Here is a 21,799-nt window from a genome sequence, read left to right on the forward strand (position 1 = left end):
TGCAGCACCTGCCGGGGGCGGGACCGTCACGCGGGAAGGGCGGTCAGAGGTTCCGGGCCTCGATGACCTCCTGTTCGGCCCGTTCGACCAGGAAGCGTGCGGCGGGGTCGCCGCCCTCGCGGCGCACGGCGCCGCGTACCAGGGCGAGGTAGAAGAGGGCCGGCGCACAGGGGGACCAGCGGTCCTCCGGCTGGTCGGCGATGAAGCCGAGCACGGAGACGGGGTCGGCGGGGACGAACTCGAAGCGGTCGTGCTCCCACTCGTCGGCGACGCCCCGGGTCCAGCGGGAACTCGCCCGGTGGCGAGAACAGGCCGACCGGTACTACCCCGACCGCCCGGACGACCCGAAGGTCCTGCTCGTCTGCCACTCCACGGGCGGGCTGATCGGGCGCACCTACCTGGAGTGCGAGGGCGGGCGCGAGACCGCCCGCGCCCTGGTCACGCTGGGAACGCCCCAGCGGGGCCTCGCGCAGGCCGCCCGGCTCCTGACCGGCCACGCGGTCGGGGGCCAGACAGCCGGTCGTCTTCAGCGCGACCGGGTCGGACCTGTTCCGGGCGGAACTGGAGGCCGGCCCCGGGAAGTGGGTGGTGCAGGCCATGGCCGACAGGCCGAGCCGGGCGGACCGCGGAGTCGTGACCCTCACCCTGACCACGGACAAGGCGGATCCTGTCAATCCGGAAGGCCCGTACGTCCGGCGCCTGTCGGACGAACGGTTCGAGAAGGCCCTGAGGGTGGTCATCAACTCCGTCGTCTTCCGGTCGTCCGGTCAGGACCTGACCACCGCCGGGACCTACATCGAGATGACCTCCCGCATCCTCGAACCCGCCCTGATCGGTCTCACGGTGCTCGCGGTCCGCAGTCGCGTGAAGCGGTAGGCGGGTAGAGAAGGTAGACAAGGTAGAGCAGGCAGAGCCGGAAGCCGGTGGAGCCGGAAAGTGGAACCCCGGCGCTGTCAGTGCGCCCGGATAGTCTTCCGGCCACCGAACACCGACTGTAGGGACCACGAGACTTGACCGGCCTGTCTGCTTTCCCACTGCCCTTCCACACCGCACGAGCCATCGCGTTCGCGACCCCCCGGACGCTGCGGGAGCTGCAGATCATGCAGTGCAGCGCGCACATCCGGGCCAAGCCGCAGTGGTTCGAGAAGATGAACGATGCCGACATCGTCGCCAGGTGGACACGTGAAGCCGTCGACCAGGGCCTCACCGAGGCGCAGGTGCGGTACGTCCTCGCCGAACTCGCGCACTACGCGGCGCTCCGGGACGGGCGGACCGGTGTCGAGGTGTCCGCCGTCGACGGCGTGTGGCAGTCGGACGCGCTGGTCGACGACAAGCTCGCGGCCCGGCTGCGCGAGGCCGTCCGGGTCCTGGAAGAGGTCCCCGAGGAGGAGCGGGACTGGCATCCCGGGTCCGACGGACAGGTGCTGGACCTCGTGCACCCCTCGCTGTTCTGTCTGGTGCGGGAGGCGAGCGGCGGACCCGAGCGGGCCTGGCAGAACCCGACGGACCGCTACTCGAAGTACGAGTTCTCGGAGAAGTTCCAGTGGCTGCCGACGGACGTCGACGTGGACGACGACGGCGACGTCGCCTTCCGGTCGTACGTGAACAACGTCCACCCCGAGAAGCACCACGAACTGGCCGCCGTCCTGCCGGACCTGTTCGCGAGCATGCGCCCGCTCCTGGAGAACGTGCTCACCGATCTGCGCCATCCGCGGCCCCTGCGGATCGAGGCCGATCCCTACGGCTGGTACGACTCGAAGCCCGAGTATCCGAAGAAGACCTCCTACAGCGACGCCGGGGCCTACGGGGAGGCCGTCCACGAGTGGGGAGAGGCCTACGACGAGTGGTCGGAGAACCGTCGGCCGGTCGTCCCGGACGCCCCGGAGTTCACGGCGCCCGAGGTGCCCGACGCCTCCCGGATCGATCTGCGCGGCCGGCGCCTCCAGGTCATCGTCAAGCTCGCCACCATCCATCTCACCCCGGAGAAGCCGGAGTACGCGGGCGGTTCCTGGCACGTCGAGGGGATGCTGAACGAGCGGATCGTCTCGACCGGCATCTACTACTGGGACAGCGAGAACATCACCGAGAGCACGCTGAGCTTCCGGGCGGCACTCGACGATCCGGACTACGAGCAGAACGACGACGACGGTCTGCGCGAGGTCTACGGCCTGGAGGACGAGGACGCGCTCAACCAGGTGCTGGGATCGGCCTCGACGCCGGCGGGGCGCTGCCTGGCGTTCCCGAACGTCCTGCAGCACCGCGTCGGCCCGTTCCGCCTCGCGGACCCCGCCCGCCCGGGACACCGGAAGATCCTCGCGTTCTTCCTGGTCGACCCGTCGGAGACGATCGTCTCGACGTCCGACGTGCCGCCGCAGCAACCCTGGTCCGGCACCTCGACCATGACGCTCGCTCAGGCCGAGGACTTCCGCGAACAGCTCATGCGGGAACGCAAGTTCTTCGTCGACGAGCACAACGAACAGCTCTACGAGCGGGAGTTCTCCCTCTGTGAACACTGAGTGCCGGGTGCAGGTACTTCTTCCGTCCTGAGCGGGCGCCGGGCCCCGGGTTCCGGACGATCACGGACGGGTACGGGCGGTCCAATCTCGAACATTTTTCCGTAGCGGCGCAGGTCAGCGGATCGTTCGAGCTTGGACCTCCCGTGGCGCCCGGCCTCCGGGAGCCCTGCGGAGCGCCACGACACCGCCCCCCAACTGGCCGAACGACCAGTCGGTAGGGGGCTGTCGGGACACACGGCCGGAACGTTGCGACCACGTGTGCGATCACCCTCCGCATCGACGAGACTCCGGTGCGCAGCCGATCGGCTCGCATCACCCCCGTCACCCGCGAAGGGACACCCCCGTGCGTTACTTCCGTACCCTCGGTGCCACAGCGTTCGCCACCGCGACCGGCCTCGCGCTCGTCGGCTCGGCCTTCACCGGCACCGCCGCCGCGGCGCCCGAGAGCCTCTACGCGCCGTCGGCGCTCGTGCTGACCGTCGGCGAGGGCTCGGACCCGTCGTCCGGCACCGTCCTCCGCGCGGTCACCCTGACCTGCGCCCCCACCGCGTCCGGCACGCACCCCGCGCCGGAGGAGGCCTGCACGGAACTGGCCGCCGCGGAAGGCGACTTCACGAGCCTGACGGACTTACGCGAGGGGCGCCCCTGTACGCGCGAGTGGAACCCGGTCTCGATCACCGGTGACGGCGTCTGGCAGGGCCGGCGCGTGGCCTGGTCGGCGACCTACGGCAACCCGTGCGAACTGCGCGCCCGTACGGCGGGCGGCGCCGTCTTCGGGTTCTGACAGAACTCGCCGTCATGAAGCCGGGGTTGACGCGTCGGACCACGTTCGGCGCGTGACCCGGCGGCGGCCGGCCGCCACCGACCCGAACTTCCGCGCCCCGATACGGGGCGCGGAAGTTCCGGGCCCGCGGCGGGCTCGCCGAAAGGATCGCGCCGGAGGCGCCCCGCGCCGGGCAATCCTCAACGAGCCCACGTGCCCTGACTGATATTCTCGACTCATGGTCGAGAGTCCCGTGGCAGCACGGTCGGCGTCGCGTCCGGCGCCCGTGCAACGCCGGGGAGTGCTGCGTGTGCGGGCGATCCTCGACGCCGCCGAGCAGATCCTCGCCGAGGAGGGGTACGAGGCCTCGACCCTCGGCGCCATCGGCAAGCGGGCCGGCATCCCCACCCCGTCGGTCTACCACTACTTCGCCGACCGCAACGAGGTGGACGCCGCGCTCCTGCGCCGCCACGGCCAGGAGATCGACGAGATCGTCGCTGCCGCGGCCGACGACCCCGGGATCGGCACCCTGCGCGAGGCCGTCGACGCACTGATCGACCCGCAGCTCGCCTACTGCCGTGCGCACCCGAGCGTGGTGGAGCTGTGGCACGCCCCGGGCCGCAGCCCGATGGTCGTGGAGCTCGAAGAGGCCTGGGGCCAGGCGCAGGCCGGGCGGTTCTGGCGCTGCCTCCTGGAACGGCAGCTGATCGCCGCCGACACGCCCCGGCTCGCCGTCGAGGTCGCCTACGAGGCCGCCGACCGGATCTTCGCCGTCGCCTTCCAGCGGTCGCGGACCGGCGACGAGGCCACCGTCGAAGAGGCGCGGCGCCTGATGACCGCGTACCTCACCACGTACGCTCCGAAGCCGCTCCGGGCCCGGTGACCGACGCGGGCGAAGTGCCCGTCGCCGTACCACTCCGTTATCCGGACGCAGCCGCCCGTCGGGTCGCCGTCCACGAGGGTGCGGTGGTGTGGTGTGGCATTGATCACGACTGGCAGGCTTCCGGTTCAGGTGGGGGCGGCCCGATTCTGTTCGGGGCCGGAACCCGAATCGGAGTCGAGGTCGTCGCAACCCGTCGTCGGCATGAGCAGCGAACGGAGAACACTCGTGAATGTCGGAGTCCTCAAGGAAGCGCGGGCAGGTGAGAGTCGTGTCTCGGCAACGCCGGCCACGGTCGAACAGATCCGCAAACTGGGGTACGACGTGGTCGTCGACCCGGGCGCAGGTGTCGCGGCCGGTTTCACCGACGGTGCCTATGAGGCCGCCGGTGCGCTCATCGGTGATGCGGCGGCGGAGGACGTGGTGCTCGGGGTGAACGCCCCGGACCCGTCCCAGCTGGACCGGGTGCGGCCGGAGGCGACGGTGATCGCGTTGTTCGCGCCGGCCTTCGACCCCGAGATGGTCGAGGCGCTGGGCCGGCGGCCGTTCACCGCGCTGTCGATGGACGCCGTGCCGCGTATCAGCCGTGCGCAGTCGATGGACGTCCTGTCGTCGATGGCGAACATCGCCGGTTACCGGGCGGTGGTGGAGGCGGCGCACGAGTTCGGGCGGTTCTTCACCGGTCAGGTGACGGCGGCGGGCAAGGTGCCGCCGGCGAAGGTCCTCGTCGCGGGCGCCGGTGTCGCCGGTCTGGCGGCGATCGGCGCGGCGGGCTCGCTGGGTGCGATCGTGCGGGCGACCGACCCGCGGCCGGAGGTGGCCGATCAGGTCCGCTCGCTGGGTGGCGAGTATCTGTCGATCGAGTCCGCCGAGGTCGAGGTCTCCAAGACCGGCTACGCCAAGGAGATGGGCGAGGACTACAAGGCCCGCGAGGTGGAGCTGTACGCCGCGCAGTGCCGTGAGGCCGACATCGTCATCACCACCGCCCTGATCCCGGGCCGCCCCGCGCCCACGCTGATCACCGCGGAGATGGTGGCGAGCATGAAGCCGGGCTCGGTGATCGTCGACATGGCGGCCGCGAACGGCGGCAACGTCGTGGGCACCGTGAAGGGCGAGAAGACCGTCACCGAGAACGGTGTGACGATCATCGGCTACACCGACCTCGCGGGCCGGCTGCCCGCGCAGGCCTCGCAGATGTACGGCACGAACCTGGTGAACCTGCTGAAGCTGATGACCCCGGACAAGGACGCCCGACTGGTCCTTGACTGGGACGACCCGGTGCAGCGCTCGATCACCGTCGTGCGCAAGGGTGAGTCGGCCTGGCCGCCTCCTCCGGTGCAGGTCTCGGCGGCCCCCGCCCCCACGGCCCCGGCGGCCGTCGTGCGGGAGGCGGCGCCGAAGAAGCCGCCGATGACCATGAAGCAGAAGTTCGGCGGCGTTGCCCTCGCCGCTCTGGTGCTGTTCCTGGCCGCCGGGTTCGCGCCCGCGGCGCTGCTGCCGCATCTGACGGTCTTCGTCCTGGCGATCGTGATCGGCTACTACGTGATCGGTCATGTGCACCATGCGCTGCACACGCCGCTGATGTCGGTGACGAACGCGATCTCCGGGATCATCGTCGTCGGTGCGCTGCTGCAGATCGGACACGGAAGCACGGCGGTCACGGTGTTGTCGGTCGTGGCGATCCTGCTGGCAAGTATCAATGTCTTCGGCGGCTTCGCGGTGACGCGACGCATGCTCGCGATGTTCAACCGGAGCTGACATGTCTGCGACCATCGCCGCTCAGGCGGCCTACCTTGTTGCCGCGCTGCTGTTCATCCTGGCGCTGGCAGGACTCTCCAAGCACGAGACGGCCCGGCTCGGGAACGCGTTCGGCATGCTGGGCATGGGTGTCGCGCTCGTCGCGACGGTCGTGCTCGCACTCGACGGCGACGTCAGCACCGCGGGCCTGGCCCTGATGGGTCTGGCGATGCTGGTCGGTGCGCTGATCGGCCTCCAGCGGGCGCGTGGCGTGGAGATGACCGGGATGCCGGAGCTGATCGCGCTGCTGCACTCCTTCGTCGGTCTGGCGGCCGTGCTGGTCAGCTGGAACGGGTTCCTGGAGGTCGAGCACCACCCGGACGGCCACGAGGCCCGGGCCCTGGACGCGCTCGGCACCCTGGGAATCCACCACGCCGAGGTGTTCATCGGCCTGTTCATCGGCGCGGTGACGTTCACCGGCTCCATCGTCGCCTACCTGAAGCTCTCGGCGAAGATCAGCTCCAAGCCGCTGATGCTGCCGGGCAAGAACGCCCTGAACCTCGGCTCGCTCGCCCTCTTCGGTGCTCTGACCGCATGGTTCGTGATCACGCCGGAGCTGTGGCTGCTGATCACCGTGACCGTCCTCGCGCTCGCGCTCGGCTGGCATCTCGTCGCCTCCATCGGCGGCGGCGACATGCCGGTCGTCGTCTCCATGCTCAACAGTTACTCCGGCTGGGCCGCGGCCGCCTCCGGCTTCCTCCTCGGCAACGACCTGCTGATCATCACCGGCGCCCTGGTCGGCTCCTCCGGCGCCTACCTGAGCTACATCATGTGCAAGGCGATGAACCGCTCCTTCCTCTCCGTCATCGCCGGCGGCTTCGGCATCGAGGCCCCCACCGGCTCCGACGTCGACTACGGCGAACACACCGAGATCACCGCCGAGAGCGCCGCCGAACTGCTCGGCTCCGCCCGCTCGGTGGTCATCACCCCCGGCTACGGCATGGCCGTCGCCCAGGCCCAGTACCCGGTCGCCGAACTCACCTCGAAACTCCGCGCGAAGGGCGTCGACGTACGGTTCGGCATCCACCCGGTCGCCGGCCGCCTGCCCGGCCACATGAACGTCCTCCTCGCCGAGGCCAAGGTCCCGTACGACATCGTGCTGGAGATGGACGAGATCAACGACGACTTCGCCGCCACCGACGTCGTCCTCGTCATCGGCGCCAACGACACCGTCAACCCCGCCGGCGCCGAGGACCCCTCCAGCCCCCTCGCCGGCATGCCCGTCCTCACCGTCTGGGAGGCCGGCAAGGTCATCGTCTTCAAACGCTCGATGGCCTCCGGCTACGCGGGCGTCCAGAACCCGCTGTTCTTCAAGGACAACACCTCCATGCTCTTCGGCGACGCCAAGGCCCGCGTCGAGGACATCGTCGGAGCACTCTGAACCCGGTCGGGCCGGTGGTCCCGGCTCGACCGGCTCAGCGGAAGATCGCCATCGCCTGGACCTCCAGGACCCCTTCCGCCGCGTTCCACTCCTGGACCCTGTCCAGGCAGCGCGCGGAGAAGGTGCCCTGGGGGACCTGCGCTCGCAGCCCCTCCGTGGCGCAGGTGACACGGACGCGGGGGCCGTGGGAGGGGTCGGCCGGGTCCCCGTACGGTGCGAGGAAGACGGTGGACGGCCCGTCCGCCGAGTCCTCCCCGGTCGTACGGAACCGGCCCCGGATCAGGACGAAGTCCCCCACGTCGCGCAGTCGCACGGTTCCGCGCGCGTACGCGGAGGCGAGCCCGCCGGAGGAGTCCACGGCCGGCGCGTGTCCGGCGACGAAGCCGCGCAGCCGGTCGCAGGACACGTCCTCGGGGCGCAGGACTCCGCCGGTGGCCGCGGCGGCGGTCGCCGCGCCCACCAGCGCGGACAGCCCGCTGTGCGAGCTGCGCGGGTCCGCCATCGCGTACGTGAGCGTGCCGGCCGCGGCGGCGTCGGCCAGGTCCGCCCACGACAGCTGCCCGTCGGGGGCCGTCCGGCGCAGCCGCTGCGCCACCTCGGGCTCCAGGCCGACGACGGGGGAGCGCATCGTGCTCGTCGACAGCGGGCCCTCCGTCTGACGGCCGTGCTGCTTCAGGCCCGCCCGTGGTGCAGGAGGCGAGGGCGGCGAGGACGCACAGCCACGCCAGGCGAGCGCGGCCGGGGCCCTGCGGTGGCGCGGTGGGCGGGGACCGCCGGGGCCCGTCACCGGGCCTGGTCCGGGAGCTGGGCGGCCGGGCAGTCGCCGACGACGGAGATCAGCTCCGGACGGCGGGGCGTGCGTGGTCCGTGAGTGGCCTGCGTGTGGTCCGTCGCCGCCGTATCGGTGAGACGACCGATGTGCCGGTCGCCGGGTCGCGGACATAGTCCTCGGGAGATCGTTTCGGGCGGCCCCCCGGCGCGCCCGGTGTGGAAAGGACCTTCTGTGGACACGTATGCGGATCTGGTGTTCGTCGGTGGACGAGTCGTCACGGTCGACGCGGACTTCTCCGTCGCCTCGGCCCTGGCGGTGACGGGCGGCACCATCGCCGCCGTCGGCGGACGGGACGACGTCACTGACTTCATCGGGCCCGCCACCCGCGTCGTCGAGCTGCGCGGGGCGACGCTGCTCCCCGGGATCAACGACTCCCACCTGCACGGCTGCGCCTTCGGCACGGCGAGCCCGCCGCTCTCCCTCGACGTCGCCCACCCCGCCGTGTCCTCCCTCACGGACGTCGCCGAGGTCGTACGGGAAGCCGTCGGACGGACCCCGGACGGGCAGTGGATCACCGGGCACGGCTGGGACACCGGCTATCTCGACGAGTGCGCCGCCGACCCCTCGCGGCAGCCCTCCGCGCACGACCTCGACGCCGTGAGCCCGGACCACCCCGTCGTCCTCTACTCCTTCTCCGGCCACGCCACCTGGGTCAACTCCAAGGCCCTGGAGCTCCTCGGGATCGACCGCGACACCGTCGCGCCGCCCGGCGGTGCCGTCGTCGTGGACGAGGCGGGGGAGCCGACCGGGCTCCTCCACGAGGGCGCCCAGGCCCTCGTCCAGAACGCGCTGCCGCCCCTCAGCCGCCAGGAGCGGACCGACGCGATCAGGTCGACCCTCGCCACGCTCGCCCGGCTCGGCGTGACCAGCTACACCGAGCCCGGTCTCGGCCCCGGCGGCGACGGCATCATGCGGGGCGCGCTCGGCGGGGAGACCCTCGACGTCTACCGCCGGCTGCTCGCCGACGGCGAACTGACCGCCCGCGTCGGCGTCCTGCTCCTCCCGACCGGCATGGCGAGCACCGCGGAGGAGTTCGCGCGCGGCCTCGACGCCCTCGGCGCCGCCGAAGCCTCCCGCGCCGCCGATCCGCGCCTCCTCGCCATCCACGGCGTCAAGATCTTCGGCGACGGCATCGTCCCCAACAGGACCGCCTGGATGCACGAGCCGTACGTCGGTGGCGGCTGCGGCTCCCTCTGCGTGGGCGGCGAGACCGACGACGACCGGATCGCCGAGATCGGCGCCATGATCCGGTATGCCCACGCCGCCGGGTACCAGCTCGGCGTCCACGTCACCGGCGACCGGGCCGGCGACACCGTCGCGGACGCCTTCGCCGCCGCCCTGGCCGAGCACCCGCGGCCCGACGCCCGCCACTACGTCATCCACGGCGACTTCCTCACCGCGCACAGCATGAAGGTGCTCGCCGCGCACGACCTCGGCGTCAACATGAACCCCACCATCAAGTGGACCGTCGCCGACATGGAGGAGGAGTTCGTCGGCGCCGGACGCGCCGCGTACGCCTGGCCCTACCGCGACGCCCTCGACGCCGGCGTACGGGTCGCGAGCGGCTCCGACGCACCCGTCACCCACCCGGACTGGCGCCAGGGAATCGCCACCATGATGCTGCGCGAGTCGAAGGCCACCGGCCGGGTCAGCGGACCCGAGCAGCGCATCGGCCTGGCCGAGGCGATCCGCACGTACACCATCGACGCGGCCTGGCAGGACTTCGCCGACGACTGGAAGGGCTCCCTGGAGCCGGGCAAGGCCGCCGACCTCTGCGTGCTCGACGGGGACCTGCTCACCGCCGACCCGCACGACATCCCGGACATGCCCGTCGTCCTCACCGTCGTCGACGGACGTGTCGTGCACGACACCCTGCGCGATTGACGTCTTCCAGGCAGATGATCATCCTGGAGGGATGGCGGAAGAACGGAGCACGGCGGACATCCTGGACGCGGCCGTCCACGTCCGCGAGGCCGCCAGGAGCGCCGCCGGCGGCACGACCGGCGTCGACACGGTCCTGGCGGCCCTCTCCGAGGTGATGGAGTACGACCACGCCTCCCTCACCCGGTGGGACCCCCTGCGCCGCCGCCACACCACCCTGGCCGGGAGCTACCCGGACGAGGCCACGGCGTACATCGAGACCCGCCTCCACCGCGACCCGATGTTCCCCGTGCTCCGCGGCACGGACAGGGGCGGGCTCTGGCTCAGGGACGTGCCCCGGCGACTCCTCGACGCCTCGCCGGGCTTCCGTGAGGTGCTGAGCCCCCTCGGGATCGAGGACGGCGTGGCCCAGTGCCTCTTCGCCCCCGACGGCCGGTACGTCGGCATGCTCAACGTCAGCACCCGCGGACCACGGCGCGCCCCCGGACCGGCGCGCGCCGTGGTCACCCTGCTCACGGAGTCCCTCGCCGCGGCCGTCGACGCCCGCGACCGTCCGCGGCCGGGCGGACTCTCCCCCCGGGAACTCCAGGTGCTCGCCGAGCTGACCGCCGGCCGCACCAACCGGGAGATCGCCGAAAGGCTGTACATCACCCCGCGCACCGTGGGCACCCACATCGAGCACATCCTCGCCAAGCTCGACCTCCCCAACCGCGCGGCCGCCGCCGCCCGGGCCGCCGCCTGGGGCATCGAACCCACGGACTGACCACGTCCGCGCGAGCGTGAATGCGCTAGCCTCCCGGCTGATCGTCCGGTCGTGTGCGACCCGAAGAGGCAGCCGGGAGAGACAGTTGACCCAGTTCGAGGACCAAGTCCCCTTCGTGGCGCGCCTGGACACCGAGGACCGGCACGCGCTCTTCCGCGGCGGCGGCCACCTCTCCTTTCCCGCCCGGCAGGTGCTGCTCCGCGAGCACGAGCCCTCGACCCACGTCCTCGTCATCCTCTCGGGCTGGGCCAAGGTGACCTCGGCCGCGCCCAACGGGTACGAGGCGCTCCTCGCGCTCCGGGGCCCCGGCGACATCGTCGGCGAACAGGCCCTCCTCAGCGGGCGCCCGCGCGGAGCCACCGTCATCGCGCTCGAACCCGTCGAGGCGCTCGCCGTCGACGCCGAGCGGTTCGGCGCCCTCCTCGACGAACGCCCCTCCATCGCACGGAAGTTGCTGGCCCTCACCGCCGACCGCACGCGCGACAGCGACCGGCGGCGCGTGCAGTTCGCCTCGCTCGCCGTACAGGAGCGGCTCGCCCTGCTCCTCCTCGAACTGATCCGTACCCACGGCGAGGAGTCGGAGGACGGCGTCCAGCTCACCGCAGGGCTCACCCAGAGCGAGCTCGCGGGCTCGGTCGGCGCCTCGCGCGAGGCCGTGGCACGCCTGCTCAAGCAGTTGCGGGAGCGGGGCATCGTCCGGACCGGGCGGCGCGGGATCGTCGTCGTACGACCTGACGTACTCCGGCAGATGGCCCGTGCGGGCAGCGGCTGACAGGGGCCGTCGGGCGGCCGGCGCCGGACCCGTTCTGTGCACACGGTCACATTCCGAGTGTGCTGGTTTCCGTCGCCTCCCACCCCCCTCCCCTGAGATCTTCTTGATGTCCAGAAGGCCCCGAGCGGGCCGTGCAACCAACGGAAGGCGGCCATGCGCGAGCCTGTCAACCGGACCATCCTGCTGATCGACGTCGAGCGGTTCAGCCGTCGTGACGACGTCGTGCAGGCCGTCCTGCGGCGCACCTTCAACAAGATCGTGGACCAGACGCTCGAAGCCGCCGGCGTCGAGGCCAACCAGCAGTACCGCGAGGACCGGGGCGACGGCCTGATCGCCCTCCTCAGCGGCGACGTGGCGAAGACCGCGATCCTGCGGTCGCTGCTGACCACGACTCCCGAACTCCTGCACGAGCACAATCTGTTGGCCTCCGAGAGCGCGCAGATGCGGATGAGGATCGTCCTCGCCGCCGGCGAGGTCGCCCACGACCCGCACGCCGGGACGACCGGCGGACTCGTCGGCCACGACCTCAACCAGGCCTGCCGGCTCCTCGACGCGGACGTCCTGCGGTCCGCCCTCGCCGAACGCGGGGACGAGCACTGCGTCCTCGCGGTGAGCGCACCGGTCTACGAGGGCGTGGTCCGGCACGGCCACCGAGGGGTACGGCCGGAACACTTCCGGCGGGCGGACGTCACCGTCAAGGACGGCGTGCTGCCGGCCTGGATCCACCAGGGCGCCGCGTCTCCGGACCGGACGCCCGAGGCCGCCGGGACCGCGGGGACAGCAGAGACGACGGGGACGGACGAGGCCACCGGGACCACCGCGGCCTCCGCGCCCGCCGGGACCGCAGAGACGACGGGGACGGACGAGGCCACCGGGACCACCGCGGCCTCCGCGCCCGCCGCCACCGCGGCTCCCGCCCCCGCACCGCAACAGCCTTCCACCGGGGCCGTCTTCCACTTCCACGGCGGGGCACCCGTCATCCACGGCTCCCTCGTCGGCGGCGACCAGAACGGCGTGAGCGGCGGCCAGGTCACCGGCGACGTCGTCCTCGGCGGCACCCGGGCCGCGGACGGCCCCACCGAAGGGAGCCGGCCGTGACGACACCCCAGGAGCACCGGGACGGCCCCGACGGCCAGGGCCTGTACCAGGAACGGGCCGCGGTGGACCCGCACACCCCGGAAGGGACGGGCGACGCGGCCACCGCCGCCGAGGACCCGGCGGGCGACGAGAACGAGACCGAATACGCCTGGGACTCCCGCCGCGACCTCTACCGGCACAGCCCCGGCATCATGCTCGGCCACTCCGCCCGCGTCGGCGGCTCCCTCGTCGGCGGCGACCAGCACGGTGTGAGCGGCGGCCAGGTCACCGGCGACGTCATCCTCGGCGGCAGCAAGGTGGAGTACCACCTCGGGGGCGACACCGAGGAGCGCTCGGGAGAGATCCCCGGCTCCGAAGTCGAGGAGCTCGCCCGGAACTTCGTCCACCCCACGGACGACGAGGAGACGGGCCCCGGACAGGAGGGCGGCCGGCCCGCCCCGGCCGACGCGGGGCGCGACGGGGACTTACCCCGCGAACCGTGGCAGCCCGGCGGCCCCTTCGCCCGCGCCCTCGCCGCACTCCGCGAACACCGCGTCGCCATCCTCTCCGGACCCGCCACCACCGGCCGCCGCGCCGCCGCCCTCATGCTGCTCCGCGCCGCCGGCTCCCGCTCCTACCGGGCCCTCGACCCGGCGCTCCCGCCGGGCCGGCTCGCCGGAGAGCTCCGCGAAGGCTGCGGACACCTCGTCGCCGACTTCGCCACCACCGCCGAACGCCCCCTGCGCGAACACCACATCCGCGCCCTCAGCGAGCGGCTCCACGCCACCGGCAGCCACCTCGTCGTGGTCGTCGGACCCCACCCCGTCGTCCACGGGAGCGTGAGCCCCGTCCCCTGGGAGCCGCCCCGGCCCGCGGCCCTGCTCGCCGGGCACCTCCGGCACAAGGACCTGGCGGGGCGGAGCGTCGACGAACTCCTCGCCCTCGCCGAGGTACGGGCCGTCCTCGCCCACCACCGACCCGTCGCCGACACGGCCCGCTTCGCCGAACGCGTCGCCGGCCACGCACGCGGCACCGTGTCCCTGGCCGAGCTCGGCGCCTTCGGCCACTACGCCGCCGAACGCCAGGTCAGGGAGTGGTTCGACAGCGCGGACCACAGCCTGCACGACAAGGCCTTCCTCATCGCCCTCGCCACCTTCGACGAGGCCCCGTACCCCCTCACCGCCGAGCTGAGCGACGTCCTCTTCGCCCTCCTCCAGCGCATCGAGAACCCCGGGGAACCGGCCCGCATCCCCGTCTTCGGCACCTCCAGCGCCCAACGCGTCGAACAGGCGCTCGCCGACCGCTACCAGGAGCCGGAGGAGACCGAGTGGGGCCCGGTGCTCCAGACGAAGGTGCAGTTCAGGGACCGGCTCACCGCCATCACCCTGCTGCGCGAGGTCTGGACCGGCCACCCCTCCTCCCGGCCCGCGCTCGTCGCATGGCTGCGCCGCCTCGCCGACGACCCCCGGCCCGTCGTCCGCACCCGCGCCGCCGCCACCGCCGCCGTCATGGCCGCGGCCGACCTGCCCTCCGCGATGGCCCTCCTCATCCGCTCCTGGGCCGCGGACCGCCGCCTGCGAGCCCGGCTCGCTGCCGCCAACGCCCTGGCCCTCGCCCACCACCTGGGCGCCCCGCACGTCTCCCGCATCCTCGCGGAGTGGTGCGTCGCCCCCGACCACCGGCTCCGCTGGACGGCCGTGCGCGGCTACGCCCTGGTCGGCGACGCCTTCCCCGAGGACGCGCTCGCCGCACTCACCGAGGCCGTACGAGGCCTGGAGGCCCGGGGCGGACCGGCCCAGGGCTGGGCCGACGAACGCGACGACCTCGCCCAGTCGGCCGCGGCGCTGCTGCTCGCGGCGGGACAGGAGGCGGCGGCACGCGAGGACTGGGACGCCGTCGCCCGCCTGTGGGGCGCGCTCCCGCCGCTCCTGCGCGGCACCACCAGGGACTTCACGCTGCGTGCCACGGTCCACGCCGGCGGACCCACCGACGGACCCGTCGGTACGGGACGCGCCCTGATGCTCGACCTGTTCGCGCGGGCCGACCCGGCACCCGGGACGGACGGAGCGGTCCTGCGGCACGCCCTCGCCGCCCTGTGGCGCGGCGTCCTGAACGACCCCGTGTGCTCCGCCTCCGGACTCAACACCCTGCGGCAATGGGTCCGCGCCGCCGAGGACGACCGCGGGGCCGAGACCGCGCTCGCCGAGCTGCTGCCCCTGCTCGCGGTCTCCACCGAGGACCACAAGCGCCTCGTCTACCTCCTGGAGAACCTGCGGAGCGAGGGCCACTCCGCCCCGCCCTCCGCGGCCCTCCGGCTACGCGCCCTCGTCCTGGTGTCCGCCCCACCGCACGCCGACACCCACGCCCGGCGCCCGTCCCCCGCGTAACCCCCGGCGTCAGCCCCCGAACCCACACGCCGCCAGAACGGTCCCAAGGAGCCCACTCACCATGATGAGCCAGCCGCCCCAGTGGCAGCAGGAAGCGAACCGCCACACCGCACTCGTCGACCCGGTGGTCACGATCCAGGAGCTGTCCCGCTTCAAGCCGCTGCGTGCCACGCGCATCGACCACGCCCTCGTGTTCACCACGGCCCAGGGCAGCCGCGACACCTATCTGCCGCCGAGCCGGCCGAGCCGCACGGAACTGGCCACCAAGCGCTGGACCAGCGTGTACGAGGTCGACATGGGCCGGCACGAGGCCGCCACCGTCCTCGCCGTACCCAGTCGGCGTGACGCCTTCCTCTTCGAGGTGTCCCTGAGCTGCACCTGGCAGGTCGTCGACCCGGCCGCCTTCGTGGCGAGCGGGGAGCGCAACGTCCCCGCCATGGTGCAGCGTCTCGTCGAGGACGTGGTCCGGCCCGTGCTCCGGGGCTTCGACATGGAGGACAGCGCGGGCGCCGAGGCCCACGCCCGCAAGGCGGTCGAGGCCGCCGGGCCGCTCGGCGCACGCGCCGGACTCGACGTCCGCTGCGGGCTCCAGATCCGGCGGGACGAGGCGGCCCTCGAACAGGAACGCCAGATGCGCGAGATCGCGTTCGCCCGGGAGAGGCTCGAACCGCAGCACGCCCTGCTCATGCGGGAGGACGAACTCGCCGCGGAGCGCGCGCTGGTCCAGGGCCGGCAGCAGCACCGCATCGACTCCCAGCAGCAGGAGCTCGACCACGAGCGCAGTCTCGCCCGGGGGCGGCAGGAGCTCGAACTCCAGGAGATCGAGGCCAAGAAGATCGAGTACTACGCCTACTACCTGGAGCGCGGCGGCCCCGCCGCCATGGCCTTCCAGCTCGCCCGGCACCCCGAGGACGCCCGGCTCGTCATGGAGAACCTGCGCCAGGACCAGCTCCTGGCGATGAAGAACCAGCTGACGGTCGCCATCCAGGCCCTCGGCGGCGGCCCGGGCGGCCTGGAGGAGCACCAGATGGACGAGCCCCGGCGGCTCGCGGCCAACGTCATCAAGGAGGTCCTGGGGGCGAAGCTTTCCCCGGGACCGGTGCAGCCGCAGCCCGCGGTCGACGCGGCGGCGGTCGAGGGGGCGGAGCCCCTCGCGGTGGAGGACCGGGCGCCGGGGGCGGCCGGGACCGCGTCGGCCGCCCCGCCCCCGCCGGAGGACGGTCCCGTCTTCGGCTACCACACGGCCCCGCAGCCGCCGCGATGAGCACGGAGCCGCAGGCCCGGAACCTGTCGCTCGGCGCGGCCGAACGCCTCCTCGGCGAACTCCGGCAGGAGGCCGTCCGCGCCGACACCAAGGGCTCCATCCTGGTGGCGGCGCAGGGCATGGCAGCCGCCGCGCTCGTCGGCGTGCTCGCCGCGCGCGGCTGGCACCCCACCGACCTCTCGGGCCTCGGCCAGGTGCTGTGGTGGGCCGGAGCCGTGTGCTTCCTCGTCTCGCTCACGGCGCTGCTCATGGCCGTCGTCCCCCGCTACCGGACGGCCGGCTGGCAGCCCGGCGACCCCCTCACCCACTTCGCGGACATCCGCGGCGCGGCCCGTCAGGGACAGGAGGTCCTGGAGGAGGCGCTGCGGGAGACCGACCGCGCGCCGAGGGCCGCCGTCATCGCCTCGCTCATGGAGAACAGCCGGATCGTCTCGATCAAGTACGAGTGGCTGAGGGTGGGCATCGCCGGGTTCACGGTGGCCCTGGTCCTGCTCCCCGGCGCGCTGCTCGCCGGCTGAGACGGCGAAGCCGTCGCCCCTCCGTCACGCACAACCGTCAGGAGACCCATCGCCATGCCCGACCACGAGGACGTCCCACCTCCGCGCCACCCGGGGGACGAACTCCCGCCCCGGCCCTACCCGGGCGAGCCCGCGCCTCCGGTGTCCCCGGGGGAGGCGGCTGCGCCCGCCTATCCGGGCGAGCCCGTGCCGTCGGCGTCCCCGGGGGAGGTGGCTGCGCCCTCGTACCCGGGGGAGCCTGCGCCTCCGGTGTCCCCGGGGGTTGCGGCTGCGCCGTCGTACCCCGGCGAGCCCGCGCCTCCGGCGCACTCGACGGAGACGGCTGCGCCGTCCTACCCGGAGGAGAGCGCTCCCGCTACGTATCCGGACGAGTTGGCTGCGCCCGCCTACCCGGGGGACGGCGCCCCACCCGTGTACCCGGGCGAGTTGGCTGGGCCCGCGTATCCGGGCGAAGTCGCCCCACCTGCGTACCCGGGCGAGGCCGTCCCGCCCTCGTACCCGGCGGACGAGGCTGGGCCCGCCCAGCCGGGCGAGGCCGTCCTGCCCTCGTACCCGGCGGACGAGGCTGGGCCCGCCCAGCCGGGCGAAGTCGCCCCACCCACGTACCCGGGCGAGGCCGCCCCACCCGCGTATCCGGGCGAGGCTGCCCCACCCGCGTACCCGGCGGACGAAGCTGCGCCCGCCCAGCCGGGCGACTTCGCCCCACCCACGTACCCGGGCGAAGTCGCCCCACCCACGTACCCGGGCGAGGCCGCCCCACCCGCATACCCGGGCGAGGCCGTCCCACCCGCATACCCGGCGGACGAAGCTGCGCCCGCCTACCCGGGCGAAGTCGCCCCGCCCTCGTACCCGGCGGACGAAGCCGCGCCCGCCTACCCCGGTGACGCCGTGTCCTCGGCACCCCGCGTTCAGGACCAGGGCCGGGGCGAGGCCTCGGAGGTCTTCGTCGGAGACGTTCCTCCCGCCTACCCGGGGGAGATCCCGGCCCCCGCCCAGCCGGGCGACGCGGTGTCCCCTGTCCGTCCCGGTGCGGACGCCGCGCCCGCGTACCCCGCCGACGTCCGGACCGTCTTACGGGACGAGGTGCCGGAAGCGGTGTCCGGCGTGCCCGCGCCGCGGGTCGGGGGCGGCGCCGTGCCCGTCGCCTCCCATGACGACCTGGCCCTGGAGCAGGGGCGTCGCATGGTGAAGGCCGTGCAGCGGGGGATCGACGGCGCCGCGCTGTCACATCTTCTGGTGACCCTGCCCATAGGCCTCATCAGCCTGGGCGTCGTGACCGGACTGTCCGCCCTGGTCAGCTCCGTCCTCGCGGTGGTCGTGCCGGTGGTCTGGCTGCTGTCCGGGCCGCTGGTCTTCCACCGCAGGGTCGAATCGGCCATCGCCCGGCGTCTGTTCGGGATGCGCAGGCCCACTCCCGAGGAGGCCGGGCGGCTCGACCTGGTGTGGGAGCAGGTGACGCGGCGCGCGGGCGTGGACCGGGAGACGTACGAGCTCTGGATCCAGGAGCGCACCGAGCTGAACGCGACGGCCGCCGCCGGGCACATCGTCGCCGTCACGCGGCACGCGATGGACCGGCTCCCCAACTCCCGCCTGGCCGCCGTGCTCGCGCACGAACTCGGCCACCACGTCGGCGGTCACACCTGGGCGGCCATGCTGGCCGACTGGTACGCGCTGCCCGCGCGGGCGGCCGGGCGGGCCGTCGTCCTTCTCGTCCTCGTCCTCTTCCGGACGAGGCACTGGGCCGGCATCGCCTGCGGAGGCTGCCTCACCCTGATGATCGTCCAGTTCCTCTTCGTCTTCACGTTCGTGCAGGGGTACTGGTGGTTCGTCCTCCCGGTCGCCACCGCTCCGCTGCTCATCGCCTGGCTCCACCGACGGGCCGAGTTCCGCGCCGACGCGTACGCCGTGGGGCTCGGGTTCGGTCAGGCCCTGGAGACGGTCCTCGTGGAGGAGGCGGCCCGGGGGACGGCCGCCGTGCCAGGGGGGCCGACGGCCGCGGCGCCGTCCCTGCCGCCGGGGACTCCGCCGATCCCGCACCAGCAGTATCCGCACCAGAAGTACCCGGGCCAGCAATACCAGGGTCAGCCGTACCCGGGGCACCAGTACCCCGGTGCGCCCGCTCCCGTACCGCCCGGCCCCGAGGCCGAGCAGGCCGCGGCGGGCCGGGGGATCGCGGCCCGGGCCGCGCACACGAACACCGAGGCGCGCCTGAGGAACGTGCGGCTCGTCATGGGACGGCAGGTCCGGCGCTCGGCTCCGTAGGGCCCCGGGCCTCAGCCCAGCTGGATGTCGTCGCCCGAGTGCGCCACGCGCAGGAGGGCCGTCGTGATCACGGCGGCCTCCTCGTCCGTGAGGTACCGGCCGAAGTGCTCGCGGATGCCGCGCATGTAGGCCGGGGCGGTGGCGCGCAGGGCCGAGCGGCCCTCGTCGGTGATGACGGCCCAGGTGACGCGCTTGTCCGTGGCGTCGGGCTCCTTGGTCACCAGGCCGGAGCGGGCCATCTCGTCGACGAGGCGGCTCACCCGCGTCCTGCTGAGCACGACGCGCTCGGCGACCTCCTGCATGCGCAGGCCCTGCTCGCCCGCGCCGCGGAGCTCCAGGAGCACGTCGTACCAAGTGAGCGGAATCCGGCCGTTGCGCTGCACATCGCTCTCGATGGCGCGCACGGCGGCGTTGTGGGCCAGCAGCAGGGCTCGCCACGCTTCGACCCGGTACTCACCTTCTCTCATGACCATGACGAGAAGTATAGCTTGTGTGCGCACGCACGGACTATTAGAGTGTGTGCAGACGCACGGACTATTCATTGAGGGAGAACGGTCATGGCCCAGCGGATCTCGCGGGACGAGCTCAAGAAGAAGATCGACGAGAACCTGGTGACGGTGCTCGAGGCCCTTCCGGCGCAGTACTACAACGACAAGCACCTGCCCGGAGCGCTCAACCTGCCGCACGACCAGGTGGACGAGCTCGCCCCGACGCTGCTTCCGAACAAGGACGCGGAGATCGCCGTCTACTGCGCCAACAGCCCCTGCCCCAACTCGGGCATCGCGGCCGACCGCCTGGTCGAGCTGGGCTACACCAACGTGTTCGAGTACTACGAGGGCAAGGACGACTGGGTCGAGGCCGGTCTGCCGACCGAGTCCGTCGCCTGACCGAAGGAGCGCACGGAGATGACCACCGCACCGATCCGTACCGTCGACGGCGTGGAGCTGCCCGCCGCCGGCCCGTGGAAGATCGACCCCGGTCACGCCGAGGTCGGCTTCGTCGGGCGTCACTTCATGCTGACGAAGGTCCGCGGGCGCTTCACCGGAGTCGAGGCCACCCTCGTCATCGGCGAGCGGCCGGAGGACAGCAAGGTCACCGCGGTCATCGACGTGGCCAGCGTCGACAGCGGTGACGCCACGCGTGACGAGCACCTGCGCTCCGCGGACCTCTTCGACGTGGAGAAGTACCCGAAGGCCGTCTTCACCTCCACCTCGGTGACGTGGGACGGCAAGCGCGGCACGCTCGTCGGGGACCTGACCATCAAGGACGTCACCCGCCCGGTGACGCTCGCGGTGGACTACCTCGGCTACGCGCGCGACCCGTGGGGCAACGACCGTACGGTCTTCTCCGCCCACGGCAAGGTCAACCGTGAGGACTGGGGTCTGACCTGGAACATGGTCCTGGAGTCCGGCGGCATCCTCGTCTCCAAGGAGATCGAGCTGTCCCTGGAGTTCGAGGCGATCAGGGAGAGCTGACCCGCTCCGTCGAGGGCCCCGGTGCGGAGCGCGCCCGCACCGGGGCGCCTTCGACGTACCCGAGCCCGCCGCGGTCGTGCTCGGTCATGCCCGGCGAACCCCCGGCGATTCCCGGCCGTGCCCGACGCACCTCGGCCGTGCCAGACGGCCGTGCCCGAACGCCGTCCCCGGCGCACCCCCGCGTGCCCCGGGCGCGTCGGCGCGCGCCGGGGCGTCGGCGTGCTCCCGCGCGCGACCCCGGGGCCGCGTCAGTCGGCGATGACTCGTCTCACCAGGGTGAGGAGCGTGCTTCTGATCCGGTCCGGGCTGAACTGCCCCTGCCGCAGCGCGTACTGGAGGTCGGAGTCCAGCGGCGCGAGCAGCAGGTGGGCCGTGCAGTCCGCGTCGAGGTCCGGGCAGGCCTCGCGGAGCATCAGCGCCAGGTGGACGCGCCAGAAGCCGTACGAACCTATCCGGTAGCGCGCGCCCGGCGAGGCCGTCTCGGAGAGCCTCAGCAGCTCCAGGTTGTCGTCCAGGAGGTCCAGATAGGCGTCGAAGAACGCCAGGATCCGGTCGGCGGCCCGGGCGTCGGGGCCCAGCGGGGGTGGTCCGAAGAGGATGCGTTCCTGAAGGCGGCTGTCCTGGGTGTCCAGCAGCGCGGCCGCGAGCCCCGCCTTGCTCCCGAACCTGCGGAAGAGCGTGCCCTTGCCCACGCCGGCCTCCGCCGCGATGCGGTCCATGGACACGCTCTCGACCCCGTGGGTGTCGAAGAGCGCCTGCGCCGCGGCCAGGATGCGCAGGCGGTTGCGGGCGGCGTCGGACCGCTCCGCGGGTGGCTCGGGGGCGACGAGGGGACGACTGTCCGGCGAAACGTGCTGCACCTGGGGGCCTCTCGGTTCACGCTCCGTGGGGGGTCCCGGTGGGTGGCCGGGTGGCGTCAGCGCAGTGTAAGGCCGGGAACGCCGCGTGCGGCCGCCCGGACGCCGTGATCTCCGCGGCCCGGACGCCGTGATGCGCCCTCGCCCGGATCGCTTGTCCCGCCGCCGCCACGTGTGGCAGAGTCGCCCCCAATCGGACCGCAGTCCGTTTACGGGGGAGATACATGTCTGGAACAAGGTTCCGATATTGCATCGCAGCCGACGTTGAGCGCCTCGGCCACTGCCCGTAGCGGCAGTCCCCCACCGTCCTTCCGAGACGGTCTTCCGTGTACCCGGGAGTCGCGGCCCGCCGCGCCGGCCCGTCGGGACACGCA

At 72.8% G+C, this 21,799-nt stretch carries 20 protein-coding genes; 16 read left to right on the plus strand and 4 right to left on the minus strand.

What is annotated here, in order from left to right:
- Positions 1-43: 43 nt before the first annotated feature.
- Positions 44-214: a hypothetical protein gene (locus ACF08F_RS18160; RefSeq protein ID WP_392299485.1), complete on the minus strand. Its 171-nt coding sequence runs from the start codon at positions 212-214 to the stop codon at positions 44-46.
- A gap of 383 nt (positions 215-597) precedes the next feature.
- On the opposite strand from ACF08F_RS18160, the gene ACF08F_RS18165 reads away from it, so the two are divergent.
- From ACF08F_RS18165 to pntB, 6 genes are all read left to right on the plus strand, one after another.
- Positions 598-876 carry a hypothetical protein gene (locus tag ACF08F_RS18165; RefSeq protein WP_392299486.1) on the plus strand — a complete coding sequence of 93 codons (279 nt, stop codon included), beginning with the start codon at positions 598-600 and terminating at the stop codon, positions 874-876.
- 134 nt (positions 877-1,010) lie between these two features.
- Positions 1,011-2,516 carry a DUF4246 domain-containing protein gene (locus tag ACF08F_RS18170; protein ID WP_392299487.1) on the plus strand — a complete coding sequence of 502 codons (1,506 nt, stop codon included), beginning with the start codon at positions 1,011-1,013 and terminating at the stop codon, positions 2,514-2,516.
- Between the two features lie 343 nt (positions 2,517-2,859).
- On the plus strand, positions 2,860-3,300 hold the full coding sequence (locus tag ACF08F_RS18175) for a subtilase-type protease inhibitor (protein ID WP_392299488.1): 441 nt from the start codon (positions 2,860-2,862) through the stop codon (positions 3,298-3,300).
- A gap of 289 nt (positions 3,301-3,589) precedes the next feature.
- Positions 3,590-4,162: a TetR/AcrR family transcriptional regulator gene (locus tag ACF08F_RS18180; RefSeq protein WP_392299489.1), complete on the plus strand. Its 573-nt coding sequence runs from the start codon at positions 3,590-3,592 to the stop codon at positions 4,160-4,162.
- 201 nt (positions 4,163-4,363) lie between these two features.
- The gene (locus ACF08F_RS18185; protein ID WP_392299541.1) at positions 4,364-5,917 is read left to right on the plus strand and encodes a Re/Si-specific NAD(P)(+) transhydrogenase subunit alpha; all 1,554 of its coding nucleotides are present in this window, start codon (positions 4,364-4,366) and stop codon (positions 5,915-5,917) included.
- Between the two features lies 1 nt (position 5,918).
- Positions 5,919-7,337: a Re/Si-specific NAD(P)(+) transhydrogenase subunit beta gene (pntB, locus tag ACF08F_RS18190; RefSeq protein WP_392299490.1), complete on the plus strand. Its 1,419-nt coding sequence runs from the start codon at positions 5,919-5,921 to the stop codon at positions 7,335-7,337.
- Positions 7,338-7,371: 34 nt separating this feature from the next.
- On the opposite strand, the gene ACF08F_RS18195 is transcribed toward pntB, so the two are convergent.
- Positions 7,372-7,965: a hypothetical protein gene (locus ACF08F_RS18195; RefSeq protein ID WP_392299491.1), complete on the minus strand. Its 594-nt coding sequence runs from the start codon at positions 7,963-7,965 to the stop codon at positions 7,372-7,374.
- A 375-nt stretch (positions 7,966-8,340) separates the two neighbouring features.
- On the opposite strand from ACF08F_RS18195, the gene ACF08F_RS18200 reads away from it, so the two are divergent.
- The 8 genes from ACF08F_RS18200 (at position 8,341) to ACF08F_RS18235 (ending at position 19,093) form a co-directional block, all read left to right on the plus strand.
- Positions 8,341-10,053: an amidohydrolase gene (locus tag ACF08F_RS18200; RefSeq protein ID WP_392299492.1), complete on the plus strand. Its 1,713-nt coding sequence runs from the start codon at positions 8,341-8,343 to the stop codon at positions 10,051-10,053.
- 31 nt (positions 10,054-10,084) lie between these two features.
- Positions 10,085-10,813: a LuxR C-terminal-related transcriptional regulator gene (locus ACF08F_RS18205; protein WP_392299493.1), complete on the plus strand. Its 729-nt coding sequence runs from the start codon at positions 10,085-10,087 to the stop codon at positions 10,811-10,813.
- A gap of 85 nt (positions 10,814-10,898) precedes the next feature.
- The gene (locus ACF08F_RS18210) at positions 10,899-11,585 is read left to right on the plus strand and encodes a Crp/Fnr family transcriptional regulator (protein ID WP_392299494.1); all 687 of its coding nucleotides are present in this window, start codon (positions 10,899-10,901) and stop codon (positions 11,583-11,585) included.
- Between the two features lie 153 nt (positions 11,586-11,738).
- Positions 11,739-12,683: a hypothetical protein gene (locus tag ACF08F_RS18215; RefSeq protein WP_392299495.1), complete on the plus strand. Its 945-nt coding sequence runs from the start codon at positions 11,739-11,741 to the stop codon at positions 12,681-12,683.
- Positions 12,680-15,049, plus strand: coding sequence for a hypothetical protein (locus ACF08F_RS18220; RefSeq protein ID WP_392299496.1), 2,370 nt, complete (start codon positions 12,680-12,682; stop codon positions 15,047-15,049). The genes ACF08F_RS18215 and ACF08F_RS18220 overlap by 4 nt, the downstream gene beginning before the upstream one ends.
- Positions 15,050-15,110: 61 nt before the next feature.
- Complete coding sequence (locus ACF08F_RS18225; protein WP_392299497.1) at positions 15,111-16,313, plus strand: PE-PGRS family protein; 1,203 nt, start codon at positions 15,111-15,113, stop codon at positions 16,311-16,313.
- Positions 16,310-16,831, plus strand: a complete 522-nt coding sequence (locus tag ACF08F_RS18230) for a Pycsar system effector family protein (protein WP_392299498.1) — start codon at positions 16,310-16,312, stop codon at positions 16,829-16,831. The genes ACF08F_RS18225 and ACF08F_RS18230 overlap by 4 nt, the downstream gene beginning before the upstream one ends.
- 426 nt (positions 16,832-17,257) lie before the next feature.
- The gene (locus tag ACF08F_RS18235) at positions 17,258-19,093 is read left to right on the plus strand and encodes a M48 family metalloprotease (protein WP_392299499.1); all 1,836 of its coding nucleotides are present in this window, start codon (positions 17,258-17,260) and stop codon (positions 19,091-19,093) included.
- 11 nt (positions 19,094-19,104) lie between these two features.
- Here ACF08F_RS18235 and ACF08F_RS18240 read toward each other — a convergent pair whose 3' ends face one another.
- Complete coding sequence (locus ACF08F_RS18240) at positions 19,105-19,566, minus strand: MarR family winged helix-turn-helix transcriptional regulator (RefSeq protein WP_150264414.1); 462 nt, start codon at positions 19,564-19,566, stop codon at positions 19,105-19,107.
- 84 nt (positions 19,567-19,650) lie between these two features.
- Between ACF08F_RS18240 and ACF08F_RS18245 the strand changes: the two genes are divergently transcribed.
- Together ACF08F_RS18245 and ACF08F_RS18250 are read left to right on the plus strand one after the other, a co-directional pair.
- Entirely contained in the window at positions 19,651-19,980 is a 330-nt protein-coding gene (locus ACF08F_RS18245) for a rhodanese-like domain-containing protein (protein WP_392299500.1), read from the plus strand.
- An 18-nt stretch (positions 19,981-19,998) separates the two neighbouring features.
- On the plus strand, positions 19,999-20,568 hold the full coding sequence (locus ACF08F_RS18250; RefSeq protein WP_392299501.1) for a YceI family protein: 570 nt from the start codon (positions 19,999-20,001) through the stop codon (positions 20,566-20,568).
- A 248-nt stretch (positions 20,569-20,816) separates the two neighbouring features.
- Here the strand turns inward: ACF08F_RS18250 and ACF08F_RS18255 are convergent, their stop codons facing one another.
- A complete protein-coding gene (locus ACF08F_RS18255; RefSeq protein WP_392299502.1) occupies positions 20,817-21,428 on the minus strand; it encodes a TetR/AcrR family transcriptional regulator in 612 nt (203 codons plus the stop codon).
- Positions 21,429-21,799 lie beyond the last annotated feature (371 nt).

Source organism: Streptomyces sp. NPDC015130 (genome assembly GCF_043080005.1).
Taxonomy (GTDB): domain Bacteria; phylum Actinomycetota; class Actinomycetes; order Streptomycetales; family Streptomycetaceae; genus Streptomyces.

Bases quoted from the DNA above. Each gene is read 5' to 3' on its own strand.
- ACF08F_RS18165 (WP_392299486.1), top strand. From the start codon at position 598: ATGGCCGACAGGCCGAGCCGGGCGGACCGCGGAGTCGTGACCCTCACC.
- ACF08F_RS18185 (WP_392299541.1), top strand. From the start codon at position 4,364: ATGAGCAGCGAACGGAGAACACTCGTGAATGTCGGAGTCCTCAAGGAA.
- pntB (WP_392299490.1), top strand. From the start codon at position 5,919: ATGTCTGCGACCATCGCCGCTCAGGCGGCCTACCTTGTTGCCGCGCTG.
- ACF08F_RS18195 (WP_392299491.1), bottom strand. From the start codon at position 7,965: ATGCGCTCCCCCGTCGTCGGCCTGGAGCCCGAGGTGGCGCAGCGGCTG.
- ACF08F_RS18205 (WP_392299493.1), top strand. From the start codon at position 10,085: ATGGCGGAAGAACGGAGCACGGCGGACATCCTGGACGCGGCCGTCCAC.
- ACF08F_RS18215 (WP_392299495.1), top strand. From the start codon at position 11,739: ATGCGCGAGCCTGTCAACCGGACCATCCTGCTGATCGACGTCGAGCGG.
- ACF08F_RS18225 (WP_392299497.1), top strand. From the start codon at position 15,111: ATGATGAGCCAGCCGCCCCAGTGGCAGCAGGAAGCGAACCGCCACACC.
- ACF08F_RS18230 (WP_392299498.1), top strand. From the start codon at position 16,310: ATGAGCACGGAGCCGCAGGCCCGGAACCTGTCGCTCGGCGCGGCCGAA.
- ACF08F_RS18240 (WP_150264414.1), bottom strand. From the start codon at position 19,566: ATGGTCATGAGAGAAGGTGAGTACCGGGTCGAAGCGTGGCGAGCCCTG.
- ACF08F_RS18245 (WP_392299500.1), top strand. From the start codon at position 19,651: ATGGCCCAGCGGATCTCGCGGGACGAGCTCAAGAAGAAGATCGACGAG.
- ACF08F_RS18250 (WP_392299501.1), top strand. From the start codon at position 19,999: ATGACCACCGCACCGATCCGTACCGTCGACGGCGTGGAGCTGCCCGCC.